The organism is Streptomyces sp. AC512_CC834, assembly GCF_019049325.1.
GTDB lineage: Bacteria > Actinomycetota > Actinomycetes > Streptomycetales > Streptomycetaceae > Streptomyces.
The window spans coordinates 1-25,676 of record NZ_JAGMUO010000022.1 but is presented as its reverse complement, the minus strand read 5'-3'; the positions used below and the strand labels follow the sequence as shown (position 1 = coordinate 25,676).

Genomic DNA, 25,676 nt, shown 5'->3' with positions numbered 1-25,676 from the left:
ATCCGTCCGCGAAGCCGTCCACGACAACAGCAAACTCCTCGTCGTCGACCCCGTCATCCCACCCGGCAACCAACCCCACGCCAGCAAGACCATCGACGTGTCCATGCTCGCGGTGGTGGACGGCAAGGAGCGGACCCAGGCGGAGTTCGAGGACATCCTCACCAAGGGCGGCTTCACCGTCACCCGGATCCTGCCGACGCCCTCCCTGATGTCCATCGTCGAGTGCGTCCCCGCCTGAGCGGACCGTCGGACAGCAGCGCGACCTCGTCCGACCGGAGGAGACCCAATGCGCGTCATGATCGTCGTGTGGCCCCTGCCGGCCCACCTCTATCCCGTACTCCCGCTCGCCTGGGCACTGCAAGGCGCGGGACACGAGGTCTGCGTCGCCTCGCACCCCGATCTGGTCGATGTGATCACTGCGGCCGGGTTCGACGCGGTCGCGCTCGGCACCCCGCAGACCATGCCCTCGCCGTCGGCGGTGGGTGACTTCCTACTCTCCGAGGAGCACCGCGGGCGTCTGACCGAGGCACTCTCGCTGTCACCGGACGACCATGTTTGGACCACGTTCAGTACCTACACCTACGCGTCCTCGAGGATCTTCCACCCGGAGGACGGCGCTCCACAGGAGCGCTGGGCAGGCGTGGACGCCCTGGTCTCCATGGCCCGTCACTGGCGTCCGGACCTGGTGCTCTGGGATCCCAACTGGCCGTCCGGGGCGGTGGCGGCACGGGAGGTAGGCGCGGCACACGCGCGAGTGCTGTGGGGTCACGACTTCGTCGGCTGGGCCGCCCACCGGGCCGCCCAGGGCCGGGAGCCACTGCGGTCGGCCGGCCTGGAGGATCCCGTGGCCGAGCTGGTGCGGCCGAGCGCCGAACGGTACGGCATCACCGTCGACGACGAACTCCTGCTCGGCCACTTCACCATCGACCCGATGCTGCCGGACATGCAGCTGCGGGCCCCGTGCCGCAGGGTCCCGGTCCGCCGTGTCCCCTACGGAGGGCCCGACGTGGTCCCCGGGTGGCTGCACACGCCGACCGGACGGCCGCGGCTGGCCGTTTCACTGGGGACGACGCAACGCGCCTACGACAATGACCGCAGCCTCGTCGCGGATCTGCTCGACGCGGTCGGTGGTCTCGACGTCGACGTGATCGCGACCCTGGATGCCTCGCAACTCGACGGCAGGACGGTGCCGGACAACGTGCGCACGGTCAGCTATCTGCCCCTCGGCCTGCTGCTGCCGACGTGTTCGGCGATCGTCCATCACGGCGGCATCGGCACGCTCACGGCAGCCGTCGCGCACGGCGTGCCCCAGTTCGTGGTTGCGGACCCGACGGCGGCGTACGCGGGCAACGCACGCTATGTGCACGACTACGGAGCCGGCTTGACGGTCGCACCGCAGACAACCTCGGACGAGATGCGCAAGAATCTCGTCCGAGTGCTGACCGAACCATCGTTCCAGGACGCCGCCGACCGGCTGCGCCGCGACTGGCTCGCCGTACCGAGCCCCAACGACATCGTGCCTGTGGTGGAGGGACTCGTATCGTCGCTTCGCCGGGGTCACCGGTCCTGACTGCCGGACCGGACGCAAAGGAGACGTCATGACAGCGTCGTCGACCGCGAACGAGCGATCACGCCTACCCTCTTTGACCGGTGCCAGATTCATCGCCGCGTGTATGGTGCTGATCTGTCACGTGGGCCTCGCCCTGATCCCCCGGCTCGGGAGAACGGCGGCCGACTACCAGCGCTACTTCGAGGCGTTAGGCAACGTCGGCGTGTCGTTCTTCTTCGTCCTGAGCGGTTTCATTCTCACCTGGGTGAGCCGGCTGGACGACACTCCGAGGCGCTTCTGGCGCCGACGCGTCGTGAAGATCTTTCCGAACCACCTCGTCACCCTGTCGGCCGCGCTGTTGCTGATGCTGTCCGCGAATGTGTCGATCATCGCTGCCAACGCGACTCCGACGCTGTTCCTCGTGCAGAGCTGGGTCCCGGATCAAGATGTGGTAATCAACTACGGTGCCAACGCGCCGAGTTGGTCGCTCTCCTGCGAGCTGCTGTTCTATCTGTCGTTTCCGCTGCTGCTCCGGCTGACGCGGGGAATCCGGCCGCAGCACCTGTGGCGGTGGGTGGTGGGCGTGAGCGTTGTGATCGCCCTGGTTCCGCTGGCGGCCCGACTGCTGCCCGGACAGCCGCGGATGCCGTTGACGAACGAGTCGTGGTGGGAGGTGTGGTTCACCTACTACTTCCCCGTGACCCGCCTGCTGGAGTTCGTCCTCGGTGTCCTGATGGCGCTGATCGTTCTTCACGGGCGCCGGCTCCTCCTCGGGCGCGGGCCGGCGCTGCTGCTGGCGGTAGGGGCCTTCGTCGGCGGTGCGCACCTGCCAGGCGTGTACGACCGGGTGGCCGCAACCGCGCTCCCTCTCTCCCTGCTGATCGCCGCCGTGGCCAAGGCCGAAGTGCCCGGCCGAAGCACGGTGCTGGGCAGTCGCCCCATGGTCCGCCTCGGGGAGATCTCGTTCGGCCTGTACCTGGTGCACTACCTTGTCGTCTGCTACGGACCGATCGGTGCCGTCCACCCCGAGAACTGGGCGAAGCAGATGAGCGTCCCCGCGGCGCTGTGGCACGGACTCCTGACGCTGGTGATCAGTCTGGTCCTGGCATGGCTGCTGTACACCTTCGTGGAGGCCCCGGCCATGCGACGCTTCAGTCGTCCAAGGCCCCCGAAGATTCCTCCCCGACCAGCGGAACCTGCCACGGAGCGGCCGGCCCCCACCGTCTAGCCGCGCTCGCGGAGCCTGCTCAACGCCCATGTCCCGAGCGGTCGTTCACAGACGATCGGCCGGGGCGTGGGCTCTGCCGTGCCCACTGCTAAACTCGCCGCTCGTTTTGCGATCCCGCAACAAGGCGAGACCACAACACATCGGAGGGACGCTTCCATGAACCATGCCATTCCAGGTCTGTCGTGGCCAGAAGTCTCCGCGCGGCGCATGGAGCGAAGCTCTCTTTCCGCGCCCTCACCACACGCCGGTTCCGCCGAGATCGTCAGCGCCCTGTGCGGTGCGCACGCACAGGTGCTGTCGGCTGCCGAGTTAGCGGTGGCGCTACGCATCGAAGGGGCCACCCGCAGCGATGTCCGCACCGCCTTGTGGGACCGACGGCAGGTGGTGAAGACGTACGGTCCGCGCGGCACCGTTCATCTGCTGACCACCGCCGACCTCCCCATGTGGATCGGGGCGTTCAGTTCCATCCCGCAGTCCCCGAGTCCGTTCCCCAAGGACGTCCGGATGACCGAGGACCAGACGGAACAGGTGGTCGCGGCGATCGGAAAGTCGTTGGAGAGCGCCGAGTTGACGATCGACGAACTCACCGACGCTGTGGTGGAGGCCACGGGGCCCTGGGCCGGAGACCTCGTCATGGAGGCTTTCCAGGGGAAGTGGCCGCGCTGGCGGCAGGCCATGACCCTGGCCGCCCACCGGGGGGTTCTGTGCTTCGCCCCGAATCGCGGCCGCAAGGTGACCTACACCAACCCGCTGCGCTATCTGAGCGGCATCAGCCCCCTGGACGGGCCCACGGCCCAGGGCAGGCTCGTCCAGAAGTATCTGCACGCCTACGGGCCGGCCACCCCGCTGAACTTCGCCCAGTGGCTCAACGCACCCCGGGGGTGGGCCGGCAACCTCTTCCGCTCCCTGGCAGGCGAGATTCAGGAAGTCGACTTCGAAGGCACCACCGCCTGGATCAACGCCGGCGACACCACGGCCCCGGCCGACATCCCCCGAGGCGTGCGGCTGCTGCCGTACTTCGACGCCTATGTGGTGGCCGCCCAGCCGCGCAATCTCCTCTACCCGGGCCGCGCCGCCGAGCGTGCCCTCACCCCGTCCGGGCAGGCGGGCAACTATCCGGTACTCATGGTCGACGGCACCGTCGCAGGAGTGTGGCACCAGCGCCGCTCCGGGCGCAGGATCCACGTCACGGTGGAGCCACTCAAGCCCCTGTCTGCCGCGCACCTCGCCGAGCTGGACGAGCAGGTCGAGCGGGTGGGAACCGTCCTGGAGGGCAAGCCCGAACTCACCATCGGCACGGTGTCCGTGGGCGGACACGCCTGAGCTCGGTGCATCCCGCCCTCAAGCCTGCGTTGAGCGCGCTGGCACACGCTGTTGCTCCCCACCGTGATGACGAAGGAGTGGAGACAGCGGATGAGCGGCGCTTTGGAACAGGACGAAAGTCTACGGCTGCTGGCACTCGGTGACGGCTTCATCTACGCTCGGGCACTGCACCTGGCCGCGGAGCTGGCCATAGCCGATCTGCTGGCGGACGGGCCCCAGCCCACGAAAGAACTCGCACGGCTGACCAGGACCGATCCGGGCACCCTGCACAGCATGCTGCGGGCACTGGCCGGCTGCGGGGTGTTCACGGAGGTGGCCCAGGGCTGCTTCGGCCTCACCGCCGTCGGCGAGCGCCTGCGGTCGGACCATCCCCGTTCCGTACGGACCACGATCGCCCAGTCGGGGAGGGTCACGGCCCGGGCCTTCCAGCACGCCGACCACGCCCTGCGTTCCGGCGACGGAGCCTTCGCCACGGCCTTCGGTCAGCCGTTTTGGGAGTTCCTGCGAGACAACCCGGAGGAGGGCGCCGCGTTCGATACGGCCATGCAGGAGCACAGTCGTGTCGAACGGGGGGCGATCGTCGAGGCGTACGACTTCCCCGACACGGGCCGCATCGTCGACGTGGGGGGCGGGGACGGCACGCTGCTCGCCGCGGTACTCCGGGCCCGCCCCGGGACGACCGGCGTGTTGTTCGACCTGCCGCACGTGGTGGAGCGGAACTGCATCGAGGAGGAGGGGCTCACCGAGCGCTGCGAGATCACCGGCGGTGACATCTTCGGGGAGTTGCCCGCGGGCGGGGACCTGTATCTGATGAAGTCGGTACTGCACGGCTGGAACGACTCCGACGTGCTCACGATTCTGCGCGGCTGCCGACGGGCGATGAAGCCGGGCAGCAGGCTGCTGCTCGTCGAACGGGTCATCCCCCCGGGCGATGCTCCGCACACGAGCAAGGCGTTCGACTTCGCCATGCACGTCATGGCGGGCGGCCAGGAGCGTACCGGCGACGAGTACGCGCGGCTGCTCGTCGAAGCCGGGTTCGCGGTCGGCCGGTTCATCCCCACGGGCTCGGTTCAGAGCATCGTGGAAGCGCTGCTGCCCAGCTCGCAGAGCTGACCGCGAGCCGGGCCGGGGGCGGCCCGGCTCGCGGGCGCATGAGCGCCGCACCAGAAGGACACGAGCCGCCGCTGCGATGCTCCCCTCATGGCCGCAGACCGCAAGATCGCCCTGATAACGGGCGCCAACAAGGGAATCGGATTCGAGGCCGCGCGGCGCCTGGGCGCGCTGGGCGTCGTGGTGCTGGCCGGAGCCCGTGACAAGGCCCGCGGTGAAGCCGCGGTGGAGCGGCTGCGCGGCGAGGGGGCCGACGCGCACTTTCTCCATCTGGACGTGACGTCCCCGCGCCTGATCGAGCAGGCCGCGCGCCGCATCGATGAGCGCCACGGCCGGCTCGACATCCTCATCAACAACGCCGGGATCAACATCGAGTGGCCGTCCAGCATGCCCAGTGAGGTCGGTGTCGAGCAGCTCAGGACGACGTTCGAGACCAACGTGCATGGCGTGGCGGCTGTCACGAACGCCGTTCTTCCGCTGCTGCGCCGGTCGGCGGCGGGCCGGATCGTCAACATCTCCAGCGAGATGGGACTGCCCGCGTGGCTGGACGGGTCCGAGATGCCGGCCATCACGGCGTACAGCGTGTCCAAGGCCGCGCTGAACATGCTGACCCTGTTGTACGCCAATGAGCTGCGGTCCACCCCGATCAAAGTGAACGCCTGCTCACCGGGGTTCGTGGCGACGGACATCAACGACGGCTTCGGGGAGCGCACGGCCGAGGATGGCGCCGCCATCGGGGTCCACCTCGCCACGGTCCGCGCGGACGGACCCACGGGCTGCTTCGTCACGGACGAAGGCATCCGGCCCTGGTGACCGCCCGGCGGACCCGCAAGCCGAATGGAGTTTCTTATGCGCATCCTGTTCGTCGTCTGGCCCATGGCGGCGCATCTCTATCCGATCGTGCCTTTGGCGCGTGCGTTCCAGGCCGCGGGGCACGAGACCCGTGTCGCCTCACACCCCGCTCTGGTCGAGGAGATCACTGACGCCGGTCTCTCCGCGGTCCCGGTGGGCACGCCGGACACCATGCCGCCGCTGTCTCAGGTGGGGGACTACGTCCTGCCCGAGGAGGAGCGCGACCGCCTGGCGAAGGCCTTCAACGTCACCGGCGCCGACGAGCACGCCTGGTTCATGTTCAGCTATTTCGCACTCGCCGGGACTCGGATCTTCCACTCCCCGGGCGACTGGGACGGCGGGGCCATTCCTGGAACGGACCACCTGGTGGACATCGCCCGTGCCTGGGAACCCGATCTCGTCCTGTGGGACATGTGGCCAGCCGCAGCCATCGCGGCACGGGTCACCGGTGCGGCGCACGCAAGGTTCCTGTGGGGGCCGGACTACTGCGGCTGGGCCCGGCAGCGGTATCTGAGGTTGGGCAAGGCGGAGTGGACGGGACAGCCGGACCCACTCGCGCAGGCGGTTACCGAGGCCGCTCGGCGGCACGGCGTCACAGTCGATGACGAACTCCTGCTGGGGCAGCTGACCTTGGACCCGACTCCGGCTGTGCTGCGTCTGGACACCCCGGCGCCGACCGTCTCGATGCGTCGGGTGCCCTACACCGGGGCGGATGTCATGCCGGAGTGGCTCCACGAGCGTCCGCAGCGGCCCCGGGTGGCGGTGTCCCTGGGCATGTCGGGACGGGAGTACGCGTCCAACGGGGCCCTGGTCACCAAGCTGCTGCAGATGGTGGCCGACCTGGACATCGAGGTCGTCGCCACGCTCAACGAGGTCCAGTTGACCGGGCAGCGGGTCCCGGACAACGTGCGCGCCCTCGATTACGTTCCCTTCAATCAGCTGCTGCCCACCTGTTCCGCGATCGTCCACCACGGCGGCAGCGGCACGGTCATGGCCGCGGCGGCCCATCGGGTGCCGCAGCTCATCGAGGCAGAAGGGCTGGAGTCGGCGACGTACGCACCCTATGTGCTGCGGCACGGAGCGGGGCTGACGCTCGATCACAAGCGGCAATCCGCCGACGTGATGCGGGCGCGGCTCCTGCGAGTGCTGCACGAGCCCTCGTTCCGCGCGGGGGCGGACGCCCTGCACGCCGAGTGGCTGACCATGCCGTCTCCGCGTGAGGTTGTACCGGTCCTCGATGCGCTGACCCGGCGTCACCGTTCACGCGGCTGAGACCGGCACGTCGGCTTCGCCGGAACGCGCGCACTGCCTTCGGTGCGGCGCGTTCCGGCGCGCTCCGGCGGCACCGGCGCTGTCAGATGCGAGTCGACCTGCCCTCGGCGCGCACACTGGCCAGCAGCCGGTCGTTCGCGTCGTGGACGTGGGAGATGCCGCTGCACGCGAAGGTGTCCCCGCTCAGCACCCCGGCCTGTTCGATGTCGACCCAGCCGGAGAAGAGCCCGTTCTCGTCGAACTCCAGCTCCACGATCCGGAACGAGAAGGTGTCCGGGCCGGTCCTGTCCCAGTAGCCCGCTCCGACGGAGCCGGGGCGCGGTCCGGCAAGGATCATGGCCCGTCCGTTCTCGGTGAAGCGCAGCGTGCTGGTGTACGACTGTCCCTCCACGGTGAGGTGTTCGCTCCAGGTGCCGGCCAAGGTCGTGGTTTCTGGGATGTCATCCATGCCTTTTCACCTCTCGGCTCAGTGTGCTGACAGCTTCACGGTGCGTCCTTCGGCTCGACGAGCGCTCGAGGGCGGACCACACAGCCGGTGCAGCGGGCCGCGCGAGAGCATCGTCCGGTTGACCTGGTCTCCAGCGGAGTTGGAGGCAAGTCGGGCACCGTTGACGGCGTCTCGTACATCGTTGAGGGGAGTCATTGTGTCCCAAGTCCTGAACAATTCGGTCGCGCAGGCCACTGGAGACCTTTACGCGGAGGTCCAGGCGTTCTACGCCCGGCAGATGCGACGGGCCGACTCCCTCGACATCGAGGGCTTCGCCGAGACGTTCACCGACGACGGCGAGGTGGTGCACGCCGACGGTGGGCGGACCGCCGGCCGGGCCGAGATGATCGCCGCCATGCGGGCCCGGCTGCCCCGGTACAAGGGTGTGTCGACCCAGCACTGGTTCGGCCAGTTACTCATCGAGCGGCTGGCCGACGGTGCGCTGGGGGTCTCCTACTACACACTCGTCGCCCAGATGGGCGAGGAGGGGCTGTCCTTCCAGCCCACCTACACCGTGGACGACGTGCTGGTGCGCGAGCCCGGTGGCAGCCTGCGGACGCGCTCCAGGATCATCCGCCGGAGCGGGCCGGCCCAGCGGTGACGGCGAGGCCGACGGATCCATGAGGTTTTGGTGACCTCACGGAACGTTTCCTGGGTGCAGTACCGCTGGTCGGTGGCCGAACCGCCCGAGTACCGATTCGCCACGGTGAGGTCCGGGTGCCCGGCTGGGTGTTCGAGCAGCGGCGCCGACCGCGGATTTGCCTCACGTTCGGCCCGGTCCTTCTCCGATACGGCGGCTGCGTTCTGCTCGGCCCGATGACGGCCTTGGCGCAGGCTCTGGACGAGACCGGGGCCGAAGTGCTGTTGGCGGTGGATGACGCCCTGGTCGCTCAGTGGACGGCATCGCATCCGGCCAAAGAGTGCCGGCAACTCCTCGGGGGTGATCGGTACGCCAGGGCCGCGGGGCGTCTGGCGCAGGTGTCGGCCCGGATGCCCGCATCCTCGGCGCTGGTGGCGCCCTGGAGGCGCTGGTCCTGGCCGGGACGGGCCGGTGACGCATCGGTGCGTCACCGGCCCGCGCCTCAGGCCCGGCACTCCGGCAGACCGCCGTGGAACTCGCACATCTCCCTGAACGACCCGGCGACGTCGATCCGGGCCCCCGGTGGCAGCCCCTCAAGCTCGGCGTAGGCGCGATGGAGGTTGCCGACGAGGCGTTCCGGTTCGGTCAGGTCGGCGTACGGGCCGAGGCGGGCACGCCGGGCGGCCTCCAGCGGGGACAGCCCGGCCGACAGGCCGTCCTCCGCGACTTTGCGGCACCACCGCAGGTACTCTTCGGTCCGGTCCAGCAGCTCCGGTCCGCCGACCGCGCCGTGGCCCGGCAACACCACTCGGGGCCGCAGCGCGCGCATCCGGGCAACAGCCCGCAGCGAACCCTCCACCGACCCCATGAGTACGTACGGGGTGACGCCCGACCAGACCACGTCTCCGGTGAACAGCACACTCCGCTCGGGAACCCACACGGCGACGTCCTTCGCTGTGTGGGCCGGTCCGATGTGCAGCAGTTCGACCCGGGGCCCGGCCGCGCCCAGATGCAGTGTGAGCGCGTTGCGGAAGGTCAGGGTCGGCAGCACGAGCGGGGTCTCGCCCCAGGCGACCTGCGGCCACAGTCCGCGCAGGCCGAGGCCCGCCTCCGCCATGTCGGCGCGGGTCCCCTCGTGCGCGACGACGGTCGCCCGGGGCGCGAAGTGGCCGTTGCCGAACACGTGGTCGCCGTGGAAGTGGGTGTTGACGACGAAGTCGGGGCCGCCCGCCACGACCGCGTCGATCTGATCGCGCAGGTGCCTGGTACGGGCCTCGGTGGCGGCGGTGTCCACGAGCACGCAGGTGTCGGGGCCGACGACGAGTCCGGCGTTGTTCAGGCACCAGCCGCCCGGCGGCTGGAGGTAGGCGTAGACGCCGTCGGCGAGCGGCGTCAGTTCTCCCGGCGGGGCGACGACGACGGTCACGTCGCCACTCCGTCCGTGCCGGGGACGGCGCTGTAGGAACCGTGGTGGAAGACGAGCGGCGGCCGGCCCGGCCGACCGCCGGACACAGCGACCACCCGGCCGACGAGCAGTGTGTGGTCCCCGGCCTCGATCTCGTCGTGCAGTTCGCACTCCAACCAGGCAGCGGCCGAGGGCACGACCGTGTGTCCGGTCAGGCCCGGCACACCGCCGAGGCGGCTCATGGCAGCGGCGCCCTCGGGCCGGTCCGGCAGACAGAACTCCCGTGCCAGGTCGCGCTGGTCGCCGTTGAGCACACTGACCGCGTATCCGCCGCGCGCCCGCACGCGCGGCCGCATCCGGCCGTCCGCCTTGACGGACACCAGGATCAGCAGCGGATCCAGGGACACGGAGGTGAGGCTGTTGAGGGTCATGACGACCAGGTCGTCGTCCCGTCCGCAGGTGAGCAGAGTCACCCCGGTGGGGAAACAGCCCATCGTCGCCCGGAAGGCGGCCTCGTCCGGACGCGTCCGGACGGTGTCGGCCGATTGCTTCATCGTCCCGCCCTGATTCGTGAGAGTCATCAGTAATTGCCGAGTCCGCCGCAGACGTTGAGCGCCTGGGCCGTGATCGCGGCGGCGGCGTCCGTGGTCAGATAGCCGACGAGCCCCGCAACCTCCTCCGCCGACACATAGCGCCCCATCGGGATGCGTCCCTCGATCCGGCTCCGGATCTCCTCCTCGCTGACGCCGTGGTACGCGGCATGGCCCTGACGGACGCGTTCGGCCATGGGGGTCTCGACGTAGCCGGGGCAGACGGCGTTCACCGTGACGCCGGTCCGGGCCAGTTCCAGACCCACGGCCTTGGTGAAGCCGACCACCCCGTGCTTGGACGCGGAGTAGGGGGCGGCAAGCGGCACGCCCTGCTTGCCGCCCGTGGACGCGATGTTGATCACGCGTCCCCAGCCGGCGTCGATCATGCCGCCCCTGGACAGGACCTCGCGGGTGACCCGGAAGACACCGTGCAGGTTGGTGTCGATCACGTCCGTCCAGATGCTGTCGTCGAGATGCGCGGTCTCACCGCCGCCGCTGCGCCCCGCGTTGTTGACCAGCACGCCGATCGGCCCGTAGGTGGCGACCGCTTCCGCCACGGCCGTCCGTATCTGCTCGGCCGAGGTGACGTCGCACACCGTGCCCGAGACCTCCAGGCCCTCCTCCCGCAGCCGCTTCACCAGGTCGCGCACGTTCTCCGCGCCCCGCGCACAGCCGAAGACCGCCATGCCCTGGCGGGCCAGCAGCTCGGTCACCGCCAGGCCGATCCCGCTGGTCGCACCGGTGACGAAGGCCGTCCGTCGTTCCGTGCCTGTCATCCCGCTCTCCCGTCCTTGACAGTCCGCCGCGCACGACCGTGTCAACGTCTGCTTGCGCGGGTCTCGAAACGGGCTGGAGGCAGAGGCCGGTCGAGCATGGTTCGACGCGATGTCAAGGCCTCGGCACGAGAGTTGGCGGCGTCCGCAGGTGCGGGCCCCGCGCCCCTCGGAGTTGAGGAGTTTCCGATGCCCGAAGAGATCCCCGACGTCAGGAAGTCGGTCGTTGTGGCAGCGCCCGTGGAGCACTGCTTCGAGGTCTTCACCGAGCATCCCGCCGACTGGTGGCCGCCCTCGCACGTGCTGGTCAAGAAGGAGCGGGCCGGTCTCGCCTTCGAGCCCTTCGTCGGCGGCCGCTACTACGAGTGGGACGTCGACGGCAACGAGGTCACCTGGGGCCGCGTGCTGGAATGGGACCCGCCGCACAGGCTCGCCATGACCTGGCGGATAGACGGCCGCTGGCAGTCCGTTCCCGACGACGACCGGGCTAGCGAGATCGAGGTCGACTTCATCGCGGCGGGCAGCCGAGGCACCCGGGTGGAACTGGCGCACGTCAAGCTGCACCGGCACGGCGACGGAGCGTGGAACATCCACAAGGCCCTGGACACCCCGAGTCCGGGAGAGACTCTCGCCCGTTTCGCGGACGCCGTCTGACCCGGACGGCCGACAGGAAGGGTACGAAATGGACGGGCACACCTCCGCACGGACGACAGCCGAACCGGCTCTTCCCGTGGACAAGTTGTGCAACCTCGCCGCGCAGCACGCCGACACCGCCGACCGGGTCGGCCGGCTCTCGCCGGAAGTCACCGGTTCCCTCCGGGAGACGGGGTTCGCCCGGCACTTCGTGGGCGCCCGGTGGGGTGGGACCGAGGGGTCGTTCGCGGACCTCACCGAAGCGGTCGTCGCGCTGGGCCGGGAGTGTGCGGCCACCGCCTGGTGCGCCTCGCTGAGCGCCTACTCCGCACGGTTCGCCTGCCACCTCCCGCACGAGGGGCAGCGGGCGCTGTGGTCGGGCGGCCCGGACACCATGGTCGCGACGGCGCTGATGCCCGGCGGGCGAGCCGATGCCGTCGAGGGGGGCTGGCGCCTGACAGGCCGGTGGAGTTACGTCAGCGGCGTCGACTTCGCCGACTGGGTGCTGCTCTGCGCCGCCGTGGGCTCCGGCGACGGGCCGTCCCGGCTGCGGTTCTTCGCCCTTCCCCGGGGAGAGTGCACCGTACACCAGGACTGGGACAGCGTCGGCATGCGGGCAACCGCCAGCCACACCGTCGTCGTGGACTCCGCCACCGTCCCGGACCATCTGACATTCGACCGGGGCGCCATGGTCACCGGGCTCAATGCGCACTCGGACGCTTCCGCCCACAACGTGCCGTTCCAGGCCGTCGGCGGTCTGACCTTCATCGCTCCGGTGATCGGCGCAGGAACCGGCGCGCTGCGCGCCTTCGCCGCCGGTCTCACCGGACGTCGGCGCACCGCGGCCAACGAGTCGGCCCTGGTACGCGCCTCCGGCCGGGTCGACGCCGCACGCCATCTCGTCGAGGAGAACACCTGTGTACTCGACGGGCGCCTGTTCACGCCCGACCACATGGCACGCAACGAACGCAACGCCACCTTCGCCGCGGAGGCGGTCAGGGAGGCCGTCGGCCTGCTCGTCGCCGCGGCGGGCACCACCGGTCTCGGGTTCCGGCACCCGCTCCAGCGGGTGTGGCGGGACATCACCTCCGCCACGAGCCACGTGGCACTCCAGTACGACACGGCGGCCAGGAAGAACTACGCGGCGGTACTCGCCGGACCGGCGGAGTGAGCCCCGCCGGGATCGCCGGCCGGACGGCGGCCCCGGCGGATTGCCCGAGATCACGAGGAGGGTACTGATGCACGCACCGCAGCGTTCCACCCGGCGGGTCGACGCCCAGCTCTACGTCGAAGTCCTGCAGTTCTACGCCCGGCAGATGCCGTTGCTGGAGGAGCGGCGGCTGGAGGAGTTCCTGGAGACGATGACCGAGGACGGCTCCATCGAGCACGTGCCCAACGGGTGGCGGATCGAGGGCAGGAACGCGCTGCTCACCGAGATGCGTGCCCGCCGGGGCGACCCGGACCGGCCGCTGGTGGGCGAGATGTCGGCGCGTCAGGCACGGGCGGACGAGGTCGCCTACTACGACGGGATCGTCTACCGGTACTGGTTCGACCGGATGCGCATCGAGCCCCAGTCGGACGACGTCCTGCGGGTCGGCTACCAGGCGATGGTCAGCATGACGGACGCCGCGGGCAAGGTGAGCTTCGAACCGACGACGACGGTGCAGGACGTCTTGGTCCGCCAGGACGGCGAGTGGTACACGCGCTCGCGCCGGGTCACACACGACTCTCCCAACTGGGCCGACAAGATCCACAACCCGTCCTGAGCGGATGCCCGAAGCTCTTCCAACGTCCCCAGCCGTCTGCCGGTCGGCAGCGCGCACTTGTGGAGGTGCCACCATCGTGTCGTCGTCCCGAGAGACCGAGTCCCGAGGATCCGACTCCCAGGAGTCCGCGTTCCGGGAATCCGAGGTCTTCCCCTTCAAGGGCTCCTCCTACCGGGGGCCCGATCCCCGCTACGCCGGGTGGCGGACCCAGGAGCCGGTGAAACGCGTCCGGACGGCGGGCGGGGTGGACGCCTGGCTCGTCACCCGGTACGAGGACGTGCGGGCCGCCCAGGCCGATCCGCGCCTAAGCAGGGCCCTGGCCTGCGGTCCCGGTGCGCCACGGATCGGCGGCACCATGTACACGACCCCCGACATGATCATTTCCATGGACTCGCCCGAACACTCCCGGCTGCGCAAGCTGGTGGCCGGGGCCTTCACGGCCCGCCGGGTGGAGCGCATGCGACCGCGCGTGCAGTCGGTACTGGACGAACTGCTCGACGACATCGAGGCCAAGGGCTCCCCCGCCGACCTCGTGCCGCAGCTCGCCCTCCCCTTTCCCCTGACGGTGATCGGTGAGCTGCTCGGTGTCCCGCCCGAGGATCTGCGGAAGTTCGAGGTGTGGGCCCGCTCCTTCGCCACCGTCGACGACCGGGCGGGCGGCGAGGCATCGTTGGAGGGCCTGGCGAAACTGAGCGAGTACATCGTCGGGCTGATCGCGGACAAGCGGGCCGAGCCGACGGACGACATGCTGTCGGAGCTGATCGCGGCCCGTGACCAGGACGACCGGCTCAGCGAAGCGGAGCTGGTCACGTTCGGTTTCACCCTGATCGGCGCGGGATTCGACACCACGGCGAATCAGCTCGCCAACTCGGTCCTGGCGCTGATCGCGCATCATCAGGACCAGTGGGAGTGGTTGGTCGAGGAGCCCGCCCGCATCCCGAGCGCGGTGGACGAGATCCTCCGGCACGTCAACCTGTTCGCGACCGACACCTCCGGCTTCCCGCGGATCGCGGCGCAGGACATGGAGATCGGAGGTGTCGAGATCGCCGCGGGTGACGCGGTCCTGCTGTCGCTGGCCTCGGCGAACCGGGACGGTACCGTCTTCGAGGATCCGGACCGCCTGGACCTGGGCCGCCTCCACAATCCGCATCTGTCCTTCGGTCACGGCATCCATCACTGCCTCGGCAAACACCTCGGCCGGATGGAGATGGAGATCGCGCTGACCGGACTGGTCCGGCGCCTGCCGGATCTGCGGCTGGCCGTGGACGAAGGGGAACTACCCTGGCACGTGGGCGAGATCAACCACACCCTGACGTCCCTGCCGGTCACCTGGGGACGCTGACCGCGTGAGCGGAGTATGCCCGCCCCGCGCTGCGGCCACGAGGCCGCGCACCGGGCACGCCCGTGAACAGCTGACATCCTGGACGCCATGAGTGAGACCTCGGCACGACTGTTGAAGTTGCTGTCCCTCTTACAGATGCCGCGGGAGTGGCCCGGCAGCGAACTGGCCGAACGGCTGGGCGTGAGTCCTCGCACCATCCGCCGGGACATCGACCGCCTGCGTGACCTCGGGTATCCGGTCGACGCCACGAGGGGTGCGGTGGGCGGATACCGCCTGGGCGCGGGAGCCGCCATGCCCCCGCTGCTGCTGGACGACGACGAGGCCGTTGCCATCACCATCGGACTGCGCACGGCGACGCACACGGTGGACGGCATCGAGGAGGCCGCCGTGCGGGCGCTGGCGAAGCTGGAGCAAGTCCTGCCGTCGCGCCTGCGGCACCGGGTGAGTGTCCTGGGTGCGGCGACCGTGCCGCTGCAGGGCTACAGCCCCGGGGTCGCCGCCGAGCATCTGACGGTGCTCGCCGCCGCCGTGGCCGGCCGGGACCAACTGCGTTTCGCGTACCGGTCGGCAAGCGGCCGGCCCGGCCAGGAGCCGAGCCGGCCGCAGGACACCCAACGGCTCGTGGAACCTCACCGGCTGGTGCCGACTGGCCGTCGCTGGTATCTCGTGGCGTACGACAATGCCCGTGACGACTGGCGGACGTTCCGTGTCGACCGCATCCGCGACCCGCAGCCGACGGGCGTACGCGCGCCGTTTCGGTCCCTGCCGTTCGAGGACGCCGCGGTGTACGTCACCCGCCGGCTCTCCGAGCTCGCTCCCCTCCACCAGGCCGTGGCCACCTTGTACGCTCCGGCGAGCGAGATCGAGGACCGGCTCGGCAGGACGGGTGGCGACGAACTCGAGGAACTGTCCGAGGGCAGCTGCCGGCTCCGTACGCAGGCCGATTCCCTCGGCTGGCTGGCATTTCGTCTGGTGAGCCTCGGATGCCGGTTTGACGTGCACGAACCTCCCGCTCTTGTCGCATACATGCGTGATCTGGGCGCCCGAGCGACCCAGTCCGTCGACGACTGTGAACAGCCTTCCTCCCAGCGCGCTATTTCGGACGTCTCTTGACCTAATTGGGGTCTAGCGTCAAAGCGTTCGCGGGACGAGTTGTCCGCCCCACAATCTTCAGGAGCTGGGACCATGAACGCTGCCCAGGAGGCTCCTCCGGGCTCCGCCGAAGACCGGCGCCGGTGGATCGCATTGGCCGTTGTGCTGACCGCGTCCTTGCTGGACCTGGTCGACGCGACCATCGTCAACGTCGCGATCCCCACCGTCCAGCGGGACCTGGACGCCTCGTACAGCGCCATCCAGTGGATCACGGGCGGCTACACCCTCGCTTTCGCCGTGGGTCTGATCACCGGCGGGCGGCTCGGCGACATCTGGGGCCGCAAGCGGGTCTTTCAGCTCTCCATGCTGGGCTTCACCGTGGCGTCTGCCCTCTCCGGCCTGGCGATGGGCCCGGAGATGCTGATCGGAGCACGCATCCTGCAGGGCGTCATGGCCGCCATGATGGTGCCGCAGGTACTGTCGATCATCCATGTGACGTTCCGTCCCGAGGAGAGCGGCAAGGTATACGGACTGTTCGGCGCCATCAGCGGCATCGGCGCGGTGTCCGGGCCTGTCATCGGTGCGCTGCTCGTGCAGTGGGATCTGTTCGGCCTCGGCTGGCGGCCGATCTTCCTCATCAACCTCCCGATCGGCATCGTCGGTCTGATCATGGGCCAGCGCTACCTCACCGAGTCGAAGGCGCCCCATGCCGTCCGTCTCGACCTCGTCGGAGTCGCCCTGGCCTCGCTGAGCCTGCTGCTGCTGGTCTACCCGCTGACCCAGGGCAGGGAGGCGGACTGGCCCGCCTGGAGCTTCGCGGCCATGGCCGCGAGCGTTCCCACTTTCGTCGTCTTCGTACTGCACCAGCGGGCCAAGATCCGCGCCCGGAGCACGCCGCTCATCGAATTGTCGCTGTTCAGGATCAAGAGCTTCGCGGCCGGCATCGCCGTACAGCTCACCTTCGGCACCACGTTCGGTCTCTTCTCGCTCACCGGTGCTCTGTACATGCAGATCGGGCTCGGCTGGAGTGCGGTCCATGCCGCTCTCACGAGTCTGCTGTTCGGCGCCACGATGGCGGTGTCGACCAACGTCGCCATGCGCAAGCTGATGCCGAGATTCGGGCGCACCGTGCTTCAGGCCGGTGCCCTGCTGATGATCGCCGGGCTGTTCGGCTACTACTGGGTCGCCGACACCCAGGAAATCGGCGCCACGTCCTGGGAGCTGGCACCAGTCCTGGTTGTTGCGGGCTGGGCTCTTGGCATGATCATGGCGCCCTTGACGAGTGCGGTCCTGGCCAACGTCCCCTTCGAGCACGCCGGATCCGCCTCGGGGCTGACCAACACCGTCAACCAGATGGGCATGGCGATCGGTCTCGGTCTGGCCTCGGTGGCCTACTTCGACGTCGTCGACGGATCAACCGCCGCGGAACGCTCCAGCGGCGCCGCCTTCGTCGACGGCTTCACCAACTCGTTGTGGTGGGCGATCGGCGGCATGGTGCTCGCCTTCCTCCTCATGTTCGCGCTGCCCTCGATGAAGCCCGCCGCGCAGGAAGTCGAGTCGGAGACCGCCTCTGACGACGTCGCCGAGCCGGCGCGCTGAGGGCCCGTGCGCGCGCGGGCCCGCCGAATCCCCCGGGCGGGTCCGAGGCGGTACGGAAAACGGCTGTGGGCCAGGACGCCGAAGTCCTGGCCCACAGTCCGTTCACGCAAGGCTCACCCGCCCCGTGTCGCCGCCGCACGCACGTCGTCGAGCAGGCGGGCCTGTTCCGGGCAGACCCCGTCGGGCGTGCCGCCCGCCCTTGCCGCCGCGGCGAACGCCATCACGGTGTTGTACGCCTGGTCCTCGGCGGGAACAGCAAGGTCCCGCACGCCGGAGCCGTCGTCCAGCCGGATGATCGGCCGATGAGAGGCCGGTGGCGTGAAGGCCCGGTCCACCGCGATGCTGCCGCCGGTCCCCCAGAGGGTGTAGGCGCTGCGATAGGCGTGATCGAGACCGAAGGAGGCGTGGACGCCGGTGCCGTCCGGTGCCACGAGAAGCGCCGACCCGGCCGAGTCGACCCGGTGTCCGCCGCCCCGAACCAGACAGGCGCCGGCGACCCGCAGACCGGGCCCCAGGAAGTACCGGGCGGCACGCAGCGGATACACCCCCGTGTCCCACAGGGCGCCGCCCCCCAGTTCGGGCTGCAGGCGGATGTCGTCCAGGGCGCGCCGCGGGACCGTGAAGTGCGCCTCGAAAGCCCGTAGTTCACCGATGGCCTCCTCGGCGAGGAGTTTGCGGACGACTGCGTGCAAGCCGTGGTGCACGAACATGACGTTCTCCATCAGGGCAAGACGCCGGCTCGCAGCCAGCTCGACCAGTCTGCTGGTCGTCTCGCGGCGCAGCGACACCGGCTTCTCCACGAGCACGTGCTTGCCCGCGAGCAGTGCCGCTTCGGCCCACTCGGCGTGCAGGGCCGCGGGCAGCGGCACGTACACCGCTTCGACCCCCTCGTCCGTGAGCAGCGCCTCATATCCCTGCACTGCTCGGCATCCGTAGACGTCAGCCAGCTTCCGGGCGCGCCCCGCCTGGCGGCTGGCCACCGCGACGATCTCGGTCTGCGGCGCCCGGGCAATGGCCGGGAGCATCCTGCGCCTGGCGATGTCCGCGCATCCCATGACCCCCACCCGAAGCGGCCGCGTCACAGCTTGACCGCCCCGCTGTTGAGGGCCGCGAGCAGGGAGCGGGCCTGCACATTGACATAACGGCTGTGCCGGGCGAGCCAGTTCAGCTGTCCCGGGGTCACCCAGCGGTATCCCTCGGGCGGCGTCGACAGTGCGGCGGTGTCGACGTCCACCACGAGATGCCGGCTGACCGCGTTGAGGAATCGGCCGCCTTCCTCCGAGTGCAGCGCGCTGTAGCGGATACTGTGCGGCGCGGCGTTCAGCACCAGGTCGAGAAAGCGCGGGGCGGCAGGCGCCGCGTGTCCCCTGTAGTTGTCCGGGACGCACTGCACGGTGGGGCCGAGTTCCACGCTTTCCAGGAACCCGCCCTCCGCCCGGGCGTGGACCAGCAGGTGCGGCACGCCGCCGAAGCGGCCCGCGAGGAACGCCGTCACGCCGGTCGCGACCGGCTCGAACAGCGGCTGCGTCCAGCCGGCCACCTCACGGTTCGCCGCCTCGGCCCGGACGGCGACCACTCTGAAGAACCGGTCGTCCAGGCGGCGGACGGCCGACTCGGTGCGCACCCATCCCTCCGTCTTCGCGAGCGGCAGCGGCTCGGCCCGCACCTGGTGACGGGCCTTCTCCGTGGTGATCCAGGACAGTAGTTCGGTGTCGGAGGACAGCGCCTGCGGCTCGGTCAGAAGATGGGGTGCACATGCCAGGACGGTCCGGGAGTCCATGTTCACCACGTGGTCCTCCAGCAGCAGTTCACCGAGTTGCCCCAGGGTCAGCCAGCAGAAGTCCGGGTCGGGCGGGACGTCTTCGCGCGTCTCGACGATGACGTTCCGGTTGGCTTTGTGCAGGAACCACGCGCCGTGCTCGGACTGGAGGACGTCGACGAGGACACGGGTCGGCCGCCGGCCCGTGAAGTACTCGAGGTACTTCACGGACCCGCCCCCGTGCGCCTTGGTGTAGTTGCTGCGGGTGGCCTGCACTGTGGGTGAGAGCTGGACCAGCCGCGGATTGCCCGGCTCCATCTTCGCCTGCATCAGGAAGTGCAGTACGCCGTCGAACTCCTTGGCGAGAATGCCGAGGACACCGACCTCCGCCTGGTTGATGATCGGCTGCTGCCAGTCATGGGCTCCCTCCGTCACGCGCACCCGCAGGCCGTGCACGGTGAAGAAGCGCCCGCTGTCGTGGACCAGGTTCCCCGTGACCGGTTCGAACGACCAGCCCTGGAGCTGGTCGAACGCAATCCTGTGGACGCGAAACGGATGAGCGACGCTGCGCTCGGCGAGCCAGCCGGCGAAGTCCTCGGTGGACATCTTGGCTCCGGATCCGACGGCCGCCGCGGAGCGCCGGAACCGCTCGGGCAGCGTGGCGTCCGCACGGGACCGCAGAGCGGTGGATCCGGTGAAGGGCGCGTCGCCCGGCCGCACGCTCCTCGCCCGCCCCCAGGAGGCGTCGCGCGGCCCCGTCTCGGTCAGTTCGCTCATGCCGGTGTCCCCTTCGGAAGGCGCCGTCGGCCTTCTACGGCACTCACCGTAGAAGCGGCGTCTGGAGACCCGGTCGTACCGTCCTCGGCTGTCCGGCCGCCCCCGGCAGAGCACGAAGGAGCGAGTCGACGGATCCTCGAGCCCTTCGTGGCACCGTCTCGGCTCACCGGCGTCTGCCGGGCCGGCCGGGGCAACAGGGCCCGTTTCACCACCAGGAGGACGAGTGGTCATCGATCGCTGCCGTGTCTGCGGCAACCGCACGCTGCTGCCCGTGCTGGACCTCGGTCCACAGGCCCTGACCGGCGTCTTTCCCCGGTCACGCGAGGAAGTCGTCCCCGTGGTCCCGCTCCAACTCGTCCAGTGCGCGCCGGACGGCTGTGGACTCGTGCAGCTGCGGCACGTAGCCGACTTCGGCCTCATGTACGGCAACGGTTACGGCTACCGTTCAGGCATCCGCCCCTTCATGGTCCGGCACCTGAAGAGCAAGGTGGACGCCATCACGAAGCTGGTCGCTCTCGGCCCCGACGACCTGGTGATGGACATCGGCAGCAACGACTCCACCCTGGTACGGCAGTACCCGGCAGACGGCCCGGCCCTGGTGGGCGTGGACCCGGTCGGTGCCAAGTTCCGTCATCTGTACCCGCCTCACGCCGAGCTGATCACTGACTTCTTCTCCAAGGAGGTGTTCACCGAACGGTTCGGTGCTCGCCGCGTCAAGGCCGTCACCTCGATCGCGATGTTCTACGACCTGCCGCGCCCCATGCAGTTCATGCAGGACATCCGCGACATCCTCGCCGACGACGGGGTGTGGGTGACCGAGCAGAGCTACCTGCCGTCGATGCTGGAGGCGACCGCCTACGACGTCGTCTGCCATGAACACCTCGCGTACTACAGCCTGCGGCAGATCGAGTGGATGGCCGAGCGAGTGGGGCTGACGGTCATCAAGGCGGAACCGACCGACGTGTACGGCGGCAGTCTGGACGTCACTCTCGCCCGGACCCCCGCCCGGCTTCCCGTGGACGAGAAGGGCCTGGCCGCGATCCGCGCGCGGGAAGCCGCCCTCGGACTGGACGGCCCCACGCCGTTCACCCGGTTCGCGGCACGCAGCGAGCGATACCGCGACGCTCTGCGGGAATTCCTGGACAACTCCCGCAAGGCGGGGAAGCTGACGGTCGGCTACGGCGCCTCGACCAAGGGCAATGTGATCCTCCAGTACTGCGGTCTCGGCCCCGACGAGCTCCCGTGCGTCGGTGAGCCCAACGAGGACAAGGCCGGTTGCTTCACCCCCGGCACCGGGATACCGATCGTCTCCGAATCCGAGGCCAAGGCGCACCGCCCCGACCAGTTGCTGGTCCTTCCGTGGATCTACCGCGACGGGTTCGTCGAGCGGGAGCGCGACTTCCTCGCCGGCGGGGGCCGGTTGGTCTTTCCTCTTCCCGAGCTCAGCGTCGTCGAGGGGCGGTGAGAGGGATGCGTACCCGCGCACTCGCCGTGGCCGGCGCCTTCGAGTTCACGCCGCAGACGCACACCGACGAGCGCGGACTCTTCGTGTCCCCCCTTCAGGAGTCGGCGTTCGTGGCCGCGGTCGGCCATGACTTCTCGCTCGCCCAGACCAATCACAGCAGTTCGACCAAGGGGGTCCTGCGCGGCATTCACTTCACAACCACGCCACCGGGGCAGGCCAAGTACGTCTACTGCGCGCGGGGACGGGCGATGGACGTCGTGGTGGACGTCCGGGTGGGTTCACCGACCTTCGGCCGGTGGGACATGGTCCACATGGACGCCCGCACTTTCCGGGCCACGTACTTCCCCGTCGGGGTCGGACACGCCTTCCTCGCCCTCGACGACGACACCGTGATGTCCTACCTGGTCAGTACCGCGTACAGGGCCGAACTCGAGCAGGCCGTCGACCCGTTCGACCCCACGCTCGGCGTGCCCTGGCCCAGCGGCATGGAGTTTGTCATCTCCGGGCGGGACCGGGACGCGCGCTCTCTGGCGCAGGCCGAGGTCGCGGGCGGGCTTCCGCTGTACAGCGACTGCCTGGCCCTCGAGGGCGGCCGTGCGGCGGCCGGCGTGGTGGATGCCGACCGCCGCGCGGACGGCCCGGAGTGATGTCGGCCCCGGTGGAGGGGGCCGTCGCGGTCCTCGGCGGCACCGGCTGCATGGGCCGCCACATCTGCGCCGCGTTCGCAGGGCGAGGCGCCCGTGTCGTGGCGGTCTCCCGACGCCGTACCCCCGTCGTGGACGCGTACCGGTTTTTGCCGATGGACGTCGTCCAATACACGGCCGAGGAGCTGGCGGCGGTGCTCACCGCCGAGAGGGTCGGCACGGTCGTCAACGCCACGCTCGGCTGGGGCCGGACCGAGGAGGAGATGGGCTACACCAACGTGCGTCTGGTGGAGCGGCTGCTGGGTGCCGCGCGGAGCATGGCACATCCCCCGCGCTTGGTTCATCTGGGCACCATTCACGAGTACGGCCCGGTGTCGCACGGCACCCTGATCGACGAGGACCTGCCACCGCGGCCGCAGACGCTGTACGCCCGGGCGAAGCTCACCGCCTCGCGCATGGTGCTCGAGGCCGTCCGGGCCGGCCTCCTGGACGGCATCGTGCTCCGGGTGACCAACACGATCGGCCCGTACCCGGCCCCCGAGAGCTTCTTCGGCGCCCTCGCCGCCAGGCTCCGGGACGGCGCGGCCGGCGAGGGCGTGGAGCTGACCGTCGCCGACGCCCGACGGGACTACGTCGATGTCAGGGACGCCGCCGACGCCGTCGTCCGGGCGGCCCGCAGCCCGCTCGCCGACCCGCTGGTGAACCTCGGCCGAGGAGAGGCACTGCACATACGTGAACTGATCGACGCGCTGGTCAGGGCGACGGGGCTGCCGCCGGAGAGCATCCGCGAGCGTCCCGGCGACGTGGCCGGCCGTAGCGCCGGAGCCGACTGGATCCGCGTCGACAACTCCCGCGCCGGGCGGCTCCTCGGTTGGCGGCCCCGCTACGACGTCGACGCGTCCATGCGGGACCTGTGGGACACCGTACGTCCGGTGTCCGTGCGCCGGCGCCGGTCCCCCGGCGGGGACGGCCGCCGTCGGCGGTGACGTGCCGGTGTCGGCTCGGGCCGCCGCTGCACGCGGACTCGAGCTGCGTTCGATACCGCCGCGCGACCTTGGTGCCGACCGCCCGCCATCTGGAGGATCCGGAAAGGAGCACGTATGAATGCGCGCGTCACCCCTTACCGGGTGCACATCCCTGACGCACAAGTCGCTGATCTGCGGCACCGGCTGGCCGGCACCCGCTGGCCGGAGGCCGAGACGGTCGGCGACTGGTCCCAGGGAATGCCACTGCAATACTCGAAGGAGCTGGCCGCGTACTGGGCACATCGGTACGACTGGCGGGCCACCGAGGCCCGGTTGAACGCCGTTGCGCAGTTCCGCACCGGCATCGACGGGCTGCAGATCCACTTCCTGCACGCCCGCTCGCCCCATCCAGGGGCCCTGCCCCTGCTGGTCAGCCACGGCTGGCCCGGGTCGGTGACGGAGTTCCTGGACATCATCGGCCCGCTCACCGATCCGCCCGACCCCGCGGACGCCTTCCACGTCGTCTGCCCGTCGCTGCCCGGATACGGCTTCAGTGACAAACCGGCGGGCTCCGGCTGGCCGGTGGAACGGGTCGCGGCCGCCTGGACGGCGCTGATGGGACGACTCGGCTACGAACGGTACGGGGCGCACGGCGTGGATTGGGGTTCCTTCGTCACCGCGGCGATGGCCGAGGCCGACCGGGGCGACCTGGCCGGCATCCATCTGACGATGCCGTTCGCCCGGCCGCCCGACGAGCAGGTCGCGATGGACGAAAGCGACCTGGCCGGGCTGGCCGCGATGAAGGAGTTCCAGCAGCAGGAGGGCGGCTATTCGGCCGTCCAGAGCACACGGCCGCAGACGCTCGGCTACGCCCTGACCGACTCGCCGGCCGGGCAGCTGGCCTGGATGGCCGAGAAGTACTGGGCATGGAGCGACCACGACGGAGATCTGGACAAGGTCATTGCCAGGGACCGGCTGTTGGACGCCGTATCGGTCGGCTGGTTCCGCGCGACGGCGGCGTCCTCGGCCCGCATCTACTGGGAGAGCCAGAACAAGCTGGCCCTCGCCCCGGTCCGCGTACCGACCGCGGTCTCCAACTTCCCGAAGGACGGCCGGATGCCGCGGCCGTGGATCGAGCACAGGTTCAAGGATCTGAGGCGGTGGACGGACCATCCCGTCGGCGGCCACTTCCCGGCACTCGAACAACCGGACGCCCTCGTAGGGGAATTGCGCGCCTTCTTCCGCACCCTGCGTTGATGACAAGCCATCAGGAGGAAACCCGTCGTGACCTCGACTTCGACCGAACCCGAGACCGGCCAGGTGCCGGCGGACAAGGACTTCCCGTACCGGCGCACGTGCCCGTTCACCCCCCCGCCCGAGTACGCCGAGATGATCGAAGAGGACGTCTCCCAGGTGCTGCTGCGGGGCTCGGGCCTGCGGATATGGACCGTCACCGGATACGACACCATCCGAGAACTGCTCACGGATCCGCGGGTCAGCGCCTCCCGCAAGCACGCGAACTTCCCCTTCTACTTCATCGCCCCGCCGGAGTACCGCACCGAGACGTCCTTCATCGGCTACGACGGTGAGGAGCACCTGCGCACCCGCCGCAAGGCCGCGCTGACCTTCACCCACCGACAGGTGCAGCGGCTGCGCCCGCGCATCGAGGAGATCGTCGAGACACACCTGGACAAGATGCTCTCCCTCTCGCCGCCGGTGGACATGCACCGGGTGTTCTCGCTGGCCGTCCCGATGACCGTCATCTGCGAACTGCTCGGCATTCCGCAGGATCGGCACGACTTCTTCATCAAACACGGCACGGCACTGCTGGGCGGGCACAGCACCACCGACGAGCGCCAGGCGGCGATCGTGGAGGTCAACGCCTACATCAGCGAACTGATCCGGACCAAGCGCCGGGAACCCGGGGACGACCTGCTCAGCCGCGCCATGGCGGACTACAAGGCGTCCGGCGAGCAGTACACGGACCGGGACCTGTTCAACATGGTCCGCCTGCTCATGAACGGCGGGCACGAGACCACCGCGAGCCAGATCTCGCTCGGCACCGCCTGCCTGCTGGAGCACCCCGACCAGCTGGAGCTGCTCCGCAGCGATCCCTCGCTGGTGAAACCCGCCGTCGAGGAACTCATCAGGTTCGCCACCATCGGGGACACCGCGGTGCCCCGGGTCGCCCTGGAGGACATCGAGATCGGCGGCAAGCTGATCCGTGCGGGTGACGGCATCCTCTGCCTGGGGCTGGCCGCCAACCGTGATCCGGAGGTCTTCCCGGACCCCGACCGCCTCGACATCACCCGGGGCAGCCGCAAGCACCTCGGCTTCGGCCACGGGGTTCACCACTGCATCGGCGCGGACCTGGCGCGCCTGGAGTTGGAGATCGTGTGGAGCAAGCTGTTCCACCGGATCCCGACGCTGCGGCTGGCCCAGCCCTTCGACCGCGTCCCGCGCAA

General features: G+C 69.7%; 25 protein-coding genes. 19 read left to right on the top strand and 6 right to left on the bottom strand.

Translation table 11 applies throughout. The annotated features are described in order from the left end of the window. From KUM40_RS08155 to KUM40_RS08125, 7 genes are all read left to right on the top strand, one after another. On the top strand, positions 1 to 238 hold a 238-nt coding region (locus KUM40_RS08155; RefSeq protein WP_302180821.1), incomplete at its 5' end, for a methyltransferase. A gap of 48 nt (positions 239 to 286) precedes the next feature. Continuing rightward, a complete protein-coding gene (locus KUM40_RS08150; protein ID WP_217164442.1) occupies positions 287 to 1,570 on the top strand; it encodes a nucleotide disphospho-sugar-binding domain-containing protein in 1,284 nt (427 codons plus the stop codon). A gap of 28 nt (positions 1,571 to 1,598) precedes the next feature. Beyond that, positions 1,599 to 2,777, top strand: coding sequence for an acyltransferase (locus KUM40_RS08145; RefSeq protein WP_217164440.1), 1,179 nt, complete (start codon positions 1,599 to 1,601; stop codon positions 2,775 to 2,777). Positions 2,778 to 2,984: 207 nt separating this feature from the next. Next, entirely contained in the window at positions 2,985 to 4,100 is a 1,116-nt protein-coding gene (locus KUM40_RS08140) for a winged helix DNA-binding domain-containing protein (RefSeq protein WP_254394764.1), read from the top strand. A 90-nt stretch (positions 4,101 to 4,190) separates the two neighbouring features. Next, a complete protein-coding gene (locus KUM40_RS08135) occupies positions 4,191 to 5,213 on the top strand; it encodes a methyltransferase (RefSeq protein WP_217164434.1) in 1,023 nt (340 codons plus the stop codon). An 87-nt stretch (positions 5,214 to 5,300) separates the two neighbouring features. Further along, complete coding sequence (locus KUM40_RS08130) at positions 5,301 to 6,023, top strand: SDR family oxidoreductase (protein ID WP_217164432.1); 723 nt, start codon at positions 5,301 to 5,303, stop codon at positions 6,021 to 6,023. A gap of 36 nt (positions 6,024 to 6,059) precedes the next feature. Further along, positions 6,060 to 7,334 carry a nucleotide disphospho-sugar-binding domain-containing protein gene (locus KUM40_RS08125; RefSeq protein ID WP_217164430.1) on the top strand — a complete coding sequence of 425 codons (1,275 nt, stop codon included), beginning with the start codon at positions 6,060 to 6,062 and terminating at the stop codon, positions 7,332 to 7,334. Positions 7,335 to 7,416: 82 nt separating this feature from the next. Here the strand turns inward: KUM40_RS08125 and KUM40_RS08120 are convergent, their stop codons facing one another. Next, the gene (locus KUM40_RS08120; protein WP_217164427.1) at positions 7,417 to 7,782 is read right to left on the bottom strand and encodes a hypothetical protein; all 366 of its coding nucleotides are present in this window, start codon (positions 7,780 to 7,782) and stop codon (positions 7,417 to 7,419) included. A gap of 196 nt (positions 7,783 to 7,978) precedes the next feature. On the opposite strand from KUM40_RS08120, the gene KUM40_RS08115 reads away from it, so the two are divergent. Then, on the top strand, positions 7,979 to 8,422 hold the full coding sequence (locus KUM40_RS08115) for a nuclear transport factor 2 family protein (protein ID WP_308401087.1): 444 nt from the start codon (positions 7,979 to 7,981) through the stop codon (positions 8,420 to 8,422). A 481-nt stretch (positions 8,423 to 8,903) separates the two neighbouring features. Here KUM40_RS08115 and KUM40_RS08110 read toward each other — a convergent pair whose 3' ends face one another. The 3 genes from KUM40_RS08110 to KUM40_RS08100 are packed head-to-tail and all read right to left on the bottom strand — an operon-like array spanning position 8,904 to position 11,172. Continuing rightward, a complete protein-coding gene (locus KUM40_RS08110) occupies positions 8,904 to 9,827 on the bottom strand; it encodes an MBL fold metallo-hydrolase (RefSeq protein ID WP_217164424.1) in 924 nt (307 codons plus the stop codon). Beyond that, entirely contained in the window at positions 9,824 to 10,360 is a 537-nt protein-coding gene (locus KUM40_RS08105) for a flavin reductase family protein (protein WP_217164422.1), read from the bottom strand. Before KUM40_RS08105 ends, KUM40_RS08110 begins: the two co-directional genes overlap by 4 nt. A 26-nt stretch (positions 10,361 to 10,386) precedes the next feature. Beyond that, complete coding sequence (locus tag KUM40_RS08100) at positions 10,387 to 11,172, bottom strand: SDR family NAD(P)-dependent oxidoreductase (RefSeq protein ID WP_217164418.1); 786 nt, start codon at positions 11,170 to 11,172, stop codon at positions 10,387 to 10,389. A 186-nt stretch (positions 11,173 to 11,358) separates the two neighbouring features. Here KUM40_RS08100 and KUM40_RS08095 point away from each other — a divergent pair, with 186 nt between their 5' ends. The 6 genes from KUM40_RS08095 (at position 11,359) to KUM40_RS08070 (ending at position 17,601) form a co-directional block, all read left to right on the top strand. Beyond that, positions 11,359 to 11,823, top strand: a complete 465-nt coding sequence (locus KUM40_RS08095; protein ID WP_161378551.1) for an SRPBCC family protein — start codon at positions 11,359 to 11,361, stop codon at positions 11,821 to 11,823. A 28-nt stretch (positions 11,824 to 11,851) separates the two neighbouring features. Next, the gene (locus KUM40_RS08090) at positions 11,852 to 12,973 is read left to right on the top strand and encodes a hydrolase (RefSeq protein ID WP_217164415.1); all 1,122 of its coding nucleotides are present in this window, start codon (positions 11,852 to 11,854) and stop codon (positions 12,971 to 12,973) included. A 67-nt stretch (positions 12,974 to 13,040) separates the two neighbouring features. Then, positions 13,041 to 13,568 carry a nuclear transport factor 2 family protein gene (locus KUM40_RS08085; protein ID WP_217164413.1) on the top strand — a complete coding sequence of 176 codons (528 nt, stop codon included), beginning with the start codon at positions 13,041 to 13,043 and terminating at the stop codon, positions 13,566 to 13,568. 76 nt (positions 13,569 to 13,644) lie between these two features. Beyond that, positions 13,645 to 14,910 carry a cytochrome P450 gene (locus KUM40_RS42370; protein ID WP_217164410.1) on the top strand — a complete coding sequence of 422 codons (1,266 nt, stop codon included), beginning with the start codon at positions 13,645 to 13,647 and terminating at the stop codon, positions 14,908 to 14,910. An 87-nt stretch (positions 14,911 to 14,997) separates the two neighbouring features. After that, positions 14,998 to 16,023 carry a YafY family protein gene (locus KUM40_RS08075; protein ID WP_217164407.1) on the top strand — a complete coding sequence of 342 codons (1,026 nt, stop codon included), beginning with the start codon at positions 14,998 to 15,000 and terminating at the stop codon, positions 16,021 to 16,023. A gap of 72 nt (positions 16,024 to 16,095) precedes the next feature. Then, complete coding sequence (locus KUM40_RS08070) at positions 16,096 to 17,601, top strand: MFS transporter (protein WP_217164404.1); 1,506 nt, start codon at positions 16,096 to 16,098, stop codon at positions 17,599 to 17,601. Positions 17,602 to 17,714: 113 nt separating this feature from the next. Here the strand turns inward: KUM40_RS08070 and KUM40_RS08065 are convergent, their stop codons facing one another. Beyond that, a complete protein-coding gene (locus KUM40_RS08065) occupies positions 17,715 to 18,683 on the bottom strand; it encodes a Gfo/Idh/MocA family oxidoreductase (protein ID WP_308401086.1) in 969 nt (322 codons plus the stop codon). Further along, on the bottom strand, positions 18,680 to 20,137 hold the full coding sequence (locus tag KUM40_RS08060; protein WP_217164399.1) for an NDP-hexose 2,3-dehydratase family protein: 1,458 nt from the start codon (positions 20,135 to 20,137) through the stop codon (positions 18,680 to 18,682). The genes KUM40_RS08065 and KUM40_RS08060 overlap by 4 nt, the downstream gene beginning before the upstream one ends. Before the next feature lie 223 nt (positions 20,138 to 20,360). On the opposite strand from KUM40_RS08060, the gene KUM40_RS08055 reads away from it, so the two are divergent. The 5 genes from KUM40_RS08055 to KUM40_RS42365 all read left to right on the top strand — a co-directional run. Continuing rightward, the gene (locus KUM40_RS08055) at positions 20,361 to 21,602 is read left to right on the top strand and encodes a class I SAM-dependent methyltransferase (RefSeq protein ID WP_217164397.1); all 1,242 of its coding nucleotides are present in this window, start codon (positions 20,361 to 20,363) and stop codon (positions 21,600 to 21,602) included. 5 nt (positions 21,603 to 21,607) lie between these two features. Continuing rightward, complete coding sequence (locus tag KUM40_RS08050; RefSeq protein ID WP_217164394.1) at positions 21,608 to 22,249, top strand: dTDP-4-dehydrorhamnose 3,5-epimerase family protein; 642 nt, start codon at positions 21,608 to 21,610, stop codon at positions 22,247 to 22,249. Further along, positions 22,249 to 23,232 carry an NAD(P)-dependent oxidoreductase gene (locus KUM40_RS08045; protein WP_217164391.1) on the top strand — a complete coding sequence of 328 codons (984 nt, stop codon included), beginning with the start codon at positions 22,249 to 22,251 and terminating at the stop codon, positions 23,230 to 23,232. Before KUM40_RS08050 ends, KUM40_RS08045 begins: the two co-directional genes overlap by 1 nt. A gap of 114 nt (positions 23,233 to 23,346) precedes the next feature. Beyond that, positions 23,347 to 24,468, top strand: a complete 1,122-nt coding sequence (locus tag KUM40_RS08040; RefSeq protein ID WP_217164389.1) for an epoxide hydrolase family protein — start codon at positions 23,347 to 23,349, stop codon at positions 24,466 to 24,468. 27 nt (positions 24,469 to 24,495) lie between these two features. Further along, positions 24,496 to 25,676 (top strand): cytochrome P450 (locus tag KUM40_RS42365; protein ID WP_217164387.1); only part of this gene is annotated, 1,181 nt, incomplete at its 3' end.

Coding starts and splice junctions, on each gene's coding strand:
- KUM40_RS08150 (WP_217164442.1), top strand. CDS start 287: ATGCGCGTCATGATCGTCGTGTGGCCCCTGCCGGCCCACCTCTATCCC.
- KUM40_RS08145 (WP_217164440.1), top strand. CDS start 1,599: ATGACAGCGTCGTCGACCGCGAACGAGCGATCACGCCTACCCTCTTTG.
- KUM40_RS08140 (WP_254394764.1), top strand. CDS start 2,985: ATGGAGCGAAGCTCTCTTTCCGCGCCCTCACCACACGCCGGTTCCGCC.
- KUM40_RS08135 (WP_217164434.1), top strand. CDS start 4,191: ATGAGCGGCGCTTTGGAACAGGACGAAAGTCTACGGCTGCTGGCACTC.
- KUM40_RS08130 (WP_217164432.1), top strand. CDS start 5,301: ATGGCCGCAGACCGCAAGATCGCCCTGATAACGGGCGCCAACAAGGGA.
- KUM40_RS08125 (WP_217164430.1), top strand. CDS start 6,060: ATGCGCATCCTGTTCGTCGTCTGGCCCATGGCGGCGCATCTCTATCCG.
- KUM40_RS08120 (WP_217164427.1), bottom strand. CDS start 7,782: ATGGATGACATCCCAGAAACCACGACCTTGGCCGGCACCTGGAGCGAA.
- KUM40_RS08105 (WP_217164422.1), bottom strand. CDS start 10,360: ATGAAGCAATCGGCCGACACCGTCCGGACGCGTCCGGACGAGGCCGCC.
- KUM40_RS08100 (WP_217164418.1), bottom strand. CDS start 11,172: ATGACAGGCACGGAACGACGGACGGCCTTCGTCACCGGTGCGACCAGC.
- KUM40_RS08095 (WP_161378551.1), top strand. CDS start 11,359: ATGCCCGAAGAGATCCCCGACGTCAGGAAGTCGGTCGTTGTGGCAGCG.
- KUM40_RS08090 (WP_217164415.1), top strand. CDS start 11,852: ATGGACGGGCACACCTCCGCACGGACGACAGCCGAACCGGCTCTTCCC.
- KUM40_RS08085 (WP_217164413.1), top strand. CDS start 13,041: ATGCACGCACCGCAGCGTTCCACCCGGCGGGTCGACGCCCAGCTCTAC.
- KUM40_RS08075 (WP_217164407.1), top strand. CDS start 14,998: ATGAGTGAGACCTCGGCACGACTGTTGAAGTTGCTGTCCCTCTTACAG.
- KUM40_RS08070 (WP_217164404.1), top strand. CDS start 16,096: ATGAACGCTGCCCAGGAGGCTCCTCCGGGCTCCGCCGAAGACCGGCGC.
- KUM40_RS08060 (WP_217164399.1), bottom strand. CDS start 20,137: ATGAGCGAACTGACCGAGACGGGGCCGCGCGACGCCTCCTGGGGGCGG.
- KUM40_RS08050 (WP_217164394.1), top strand. CDS start 21,608: ATGCGTACCCGCGCACTCGCCGTGGCCGGCGCCTTCGAGTTCACGCCG.
- KUM40_RS08045 (WP_217164391.1), top strand. CDS start 22,249: ATGTCGGCCCCGGTGGAGGGGGCCGTCGCGGTCCTCGGCGGCACCGGC.
- KUM40_RS08040 (WP_217164389.1), top strand. CDS start 23,347: ATGAATGCGCGCGTCACCCCTTACCGGGTGCACATCCCTGACGCACAA.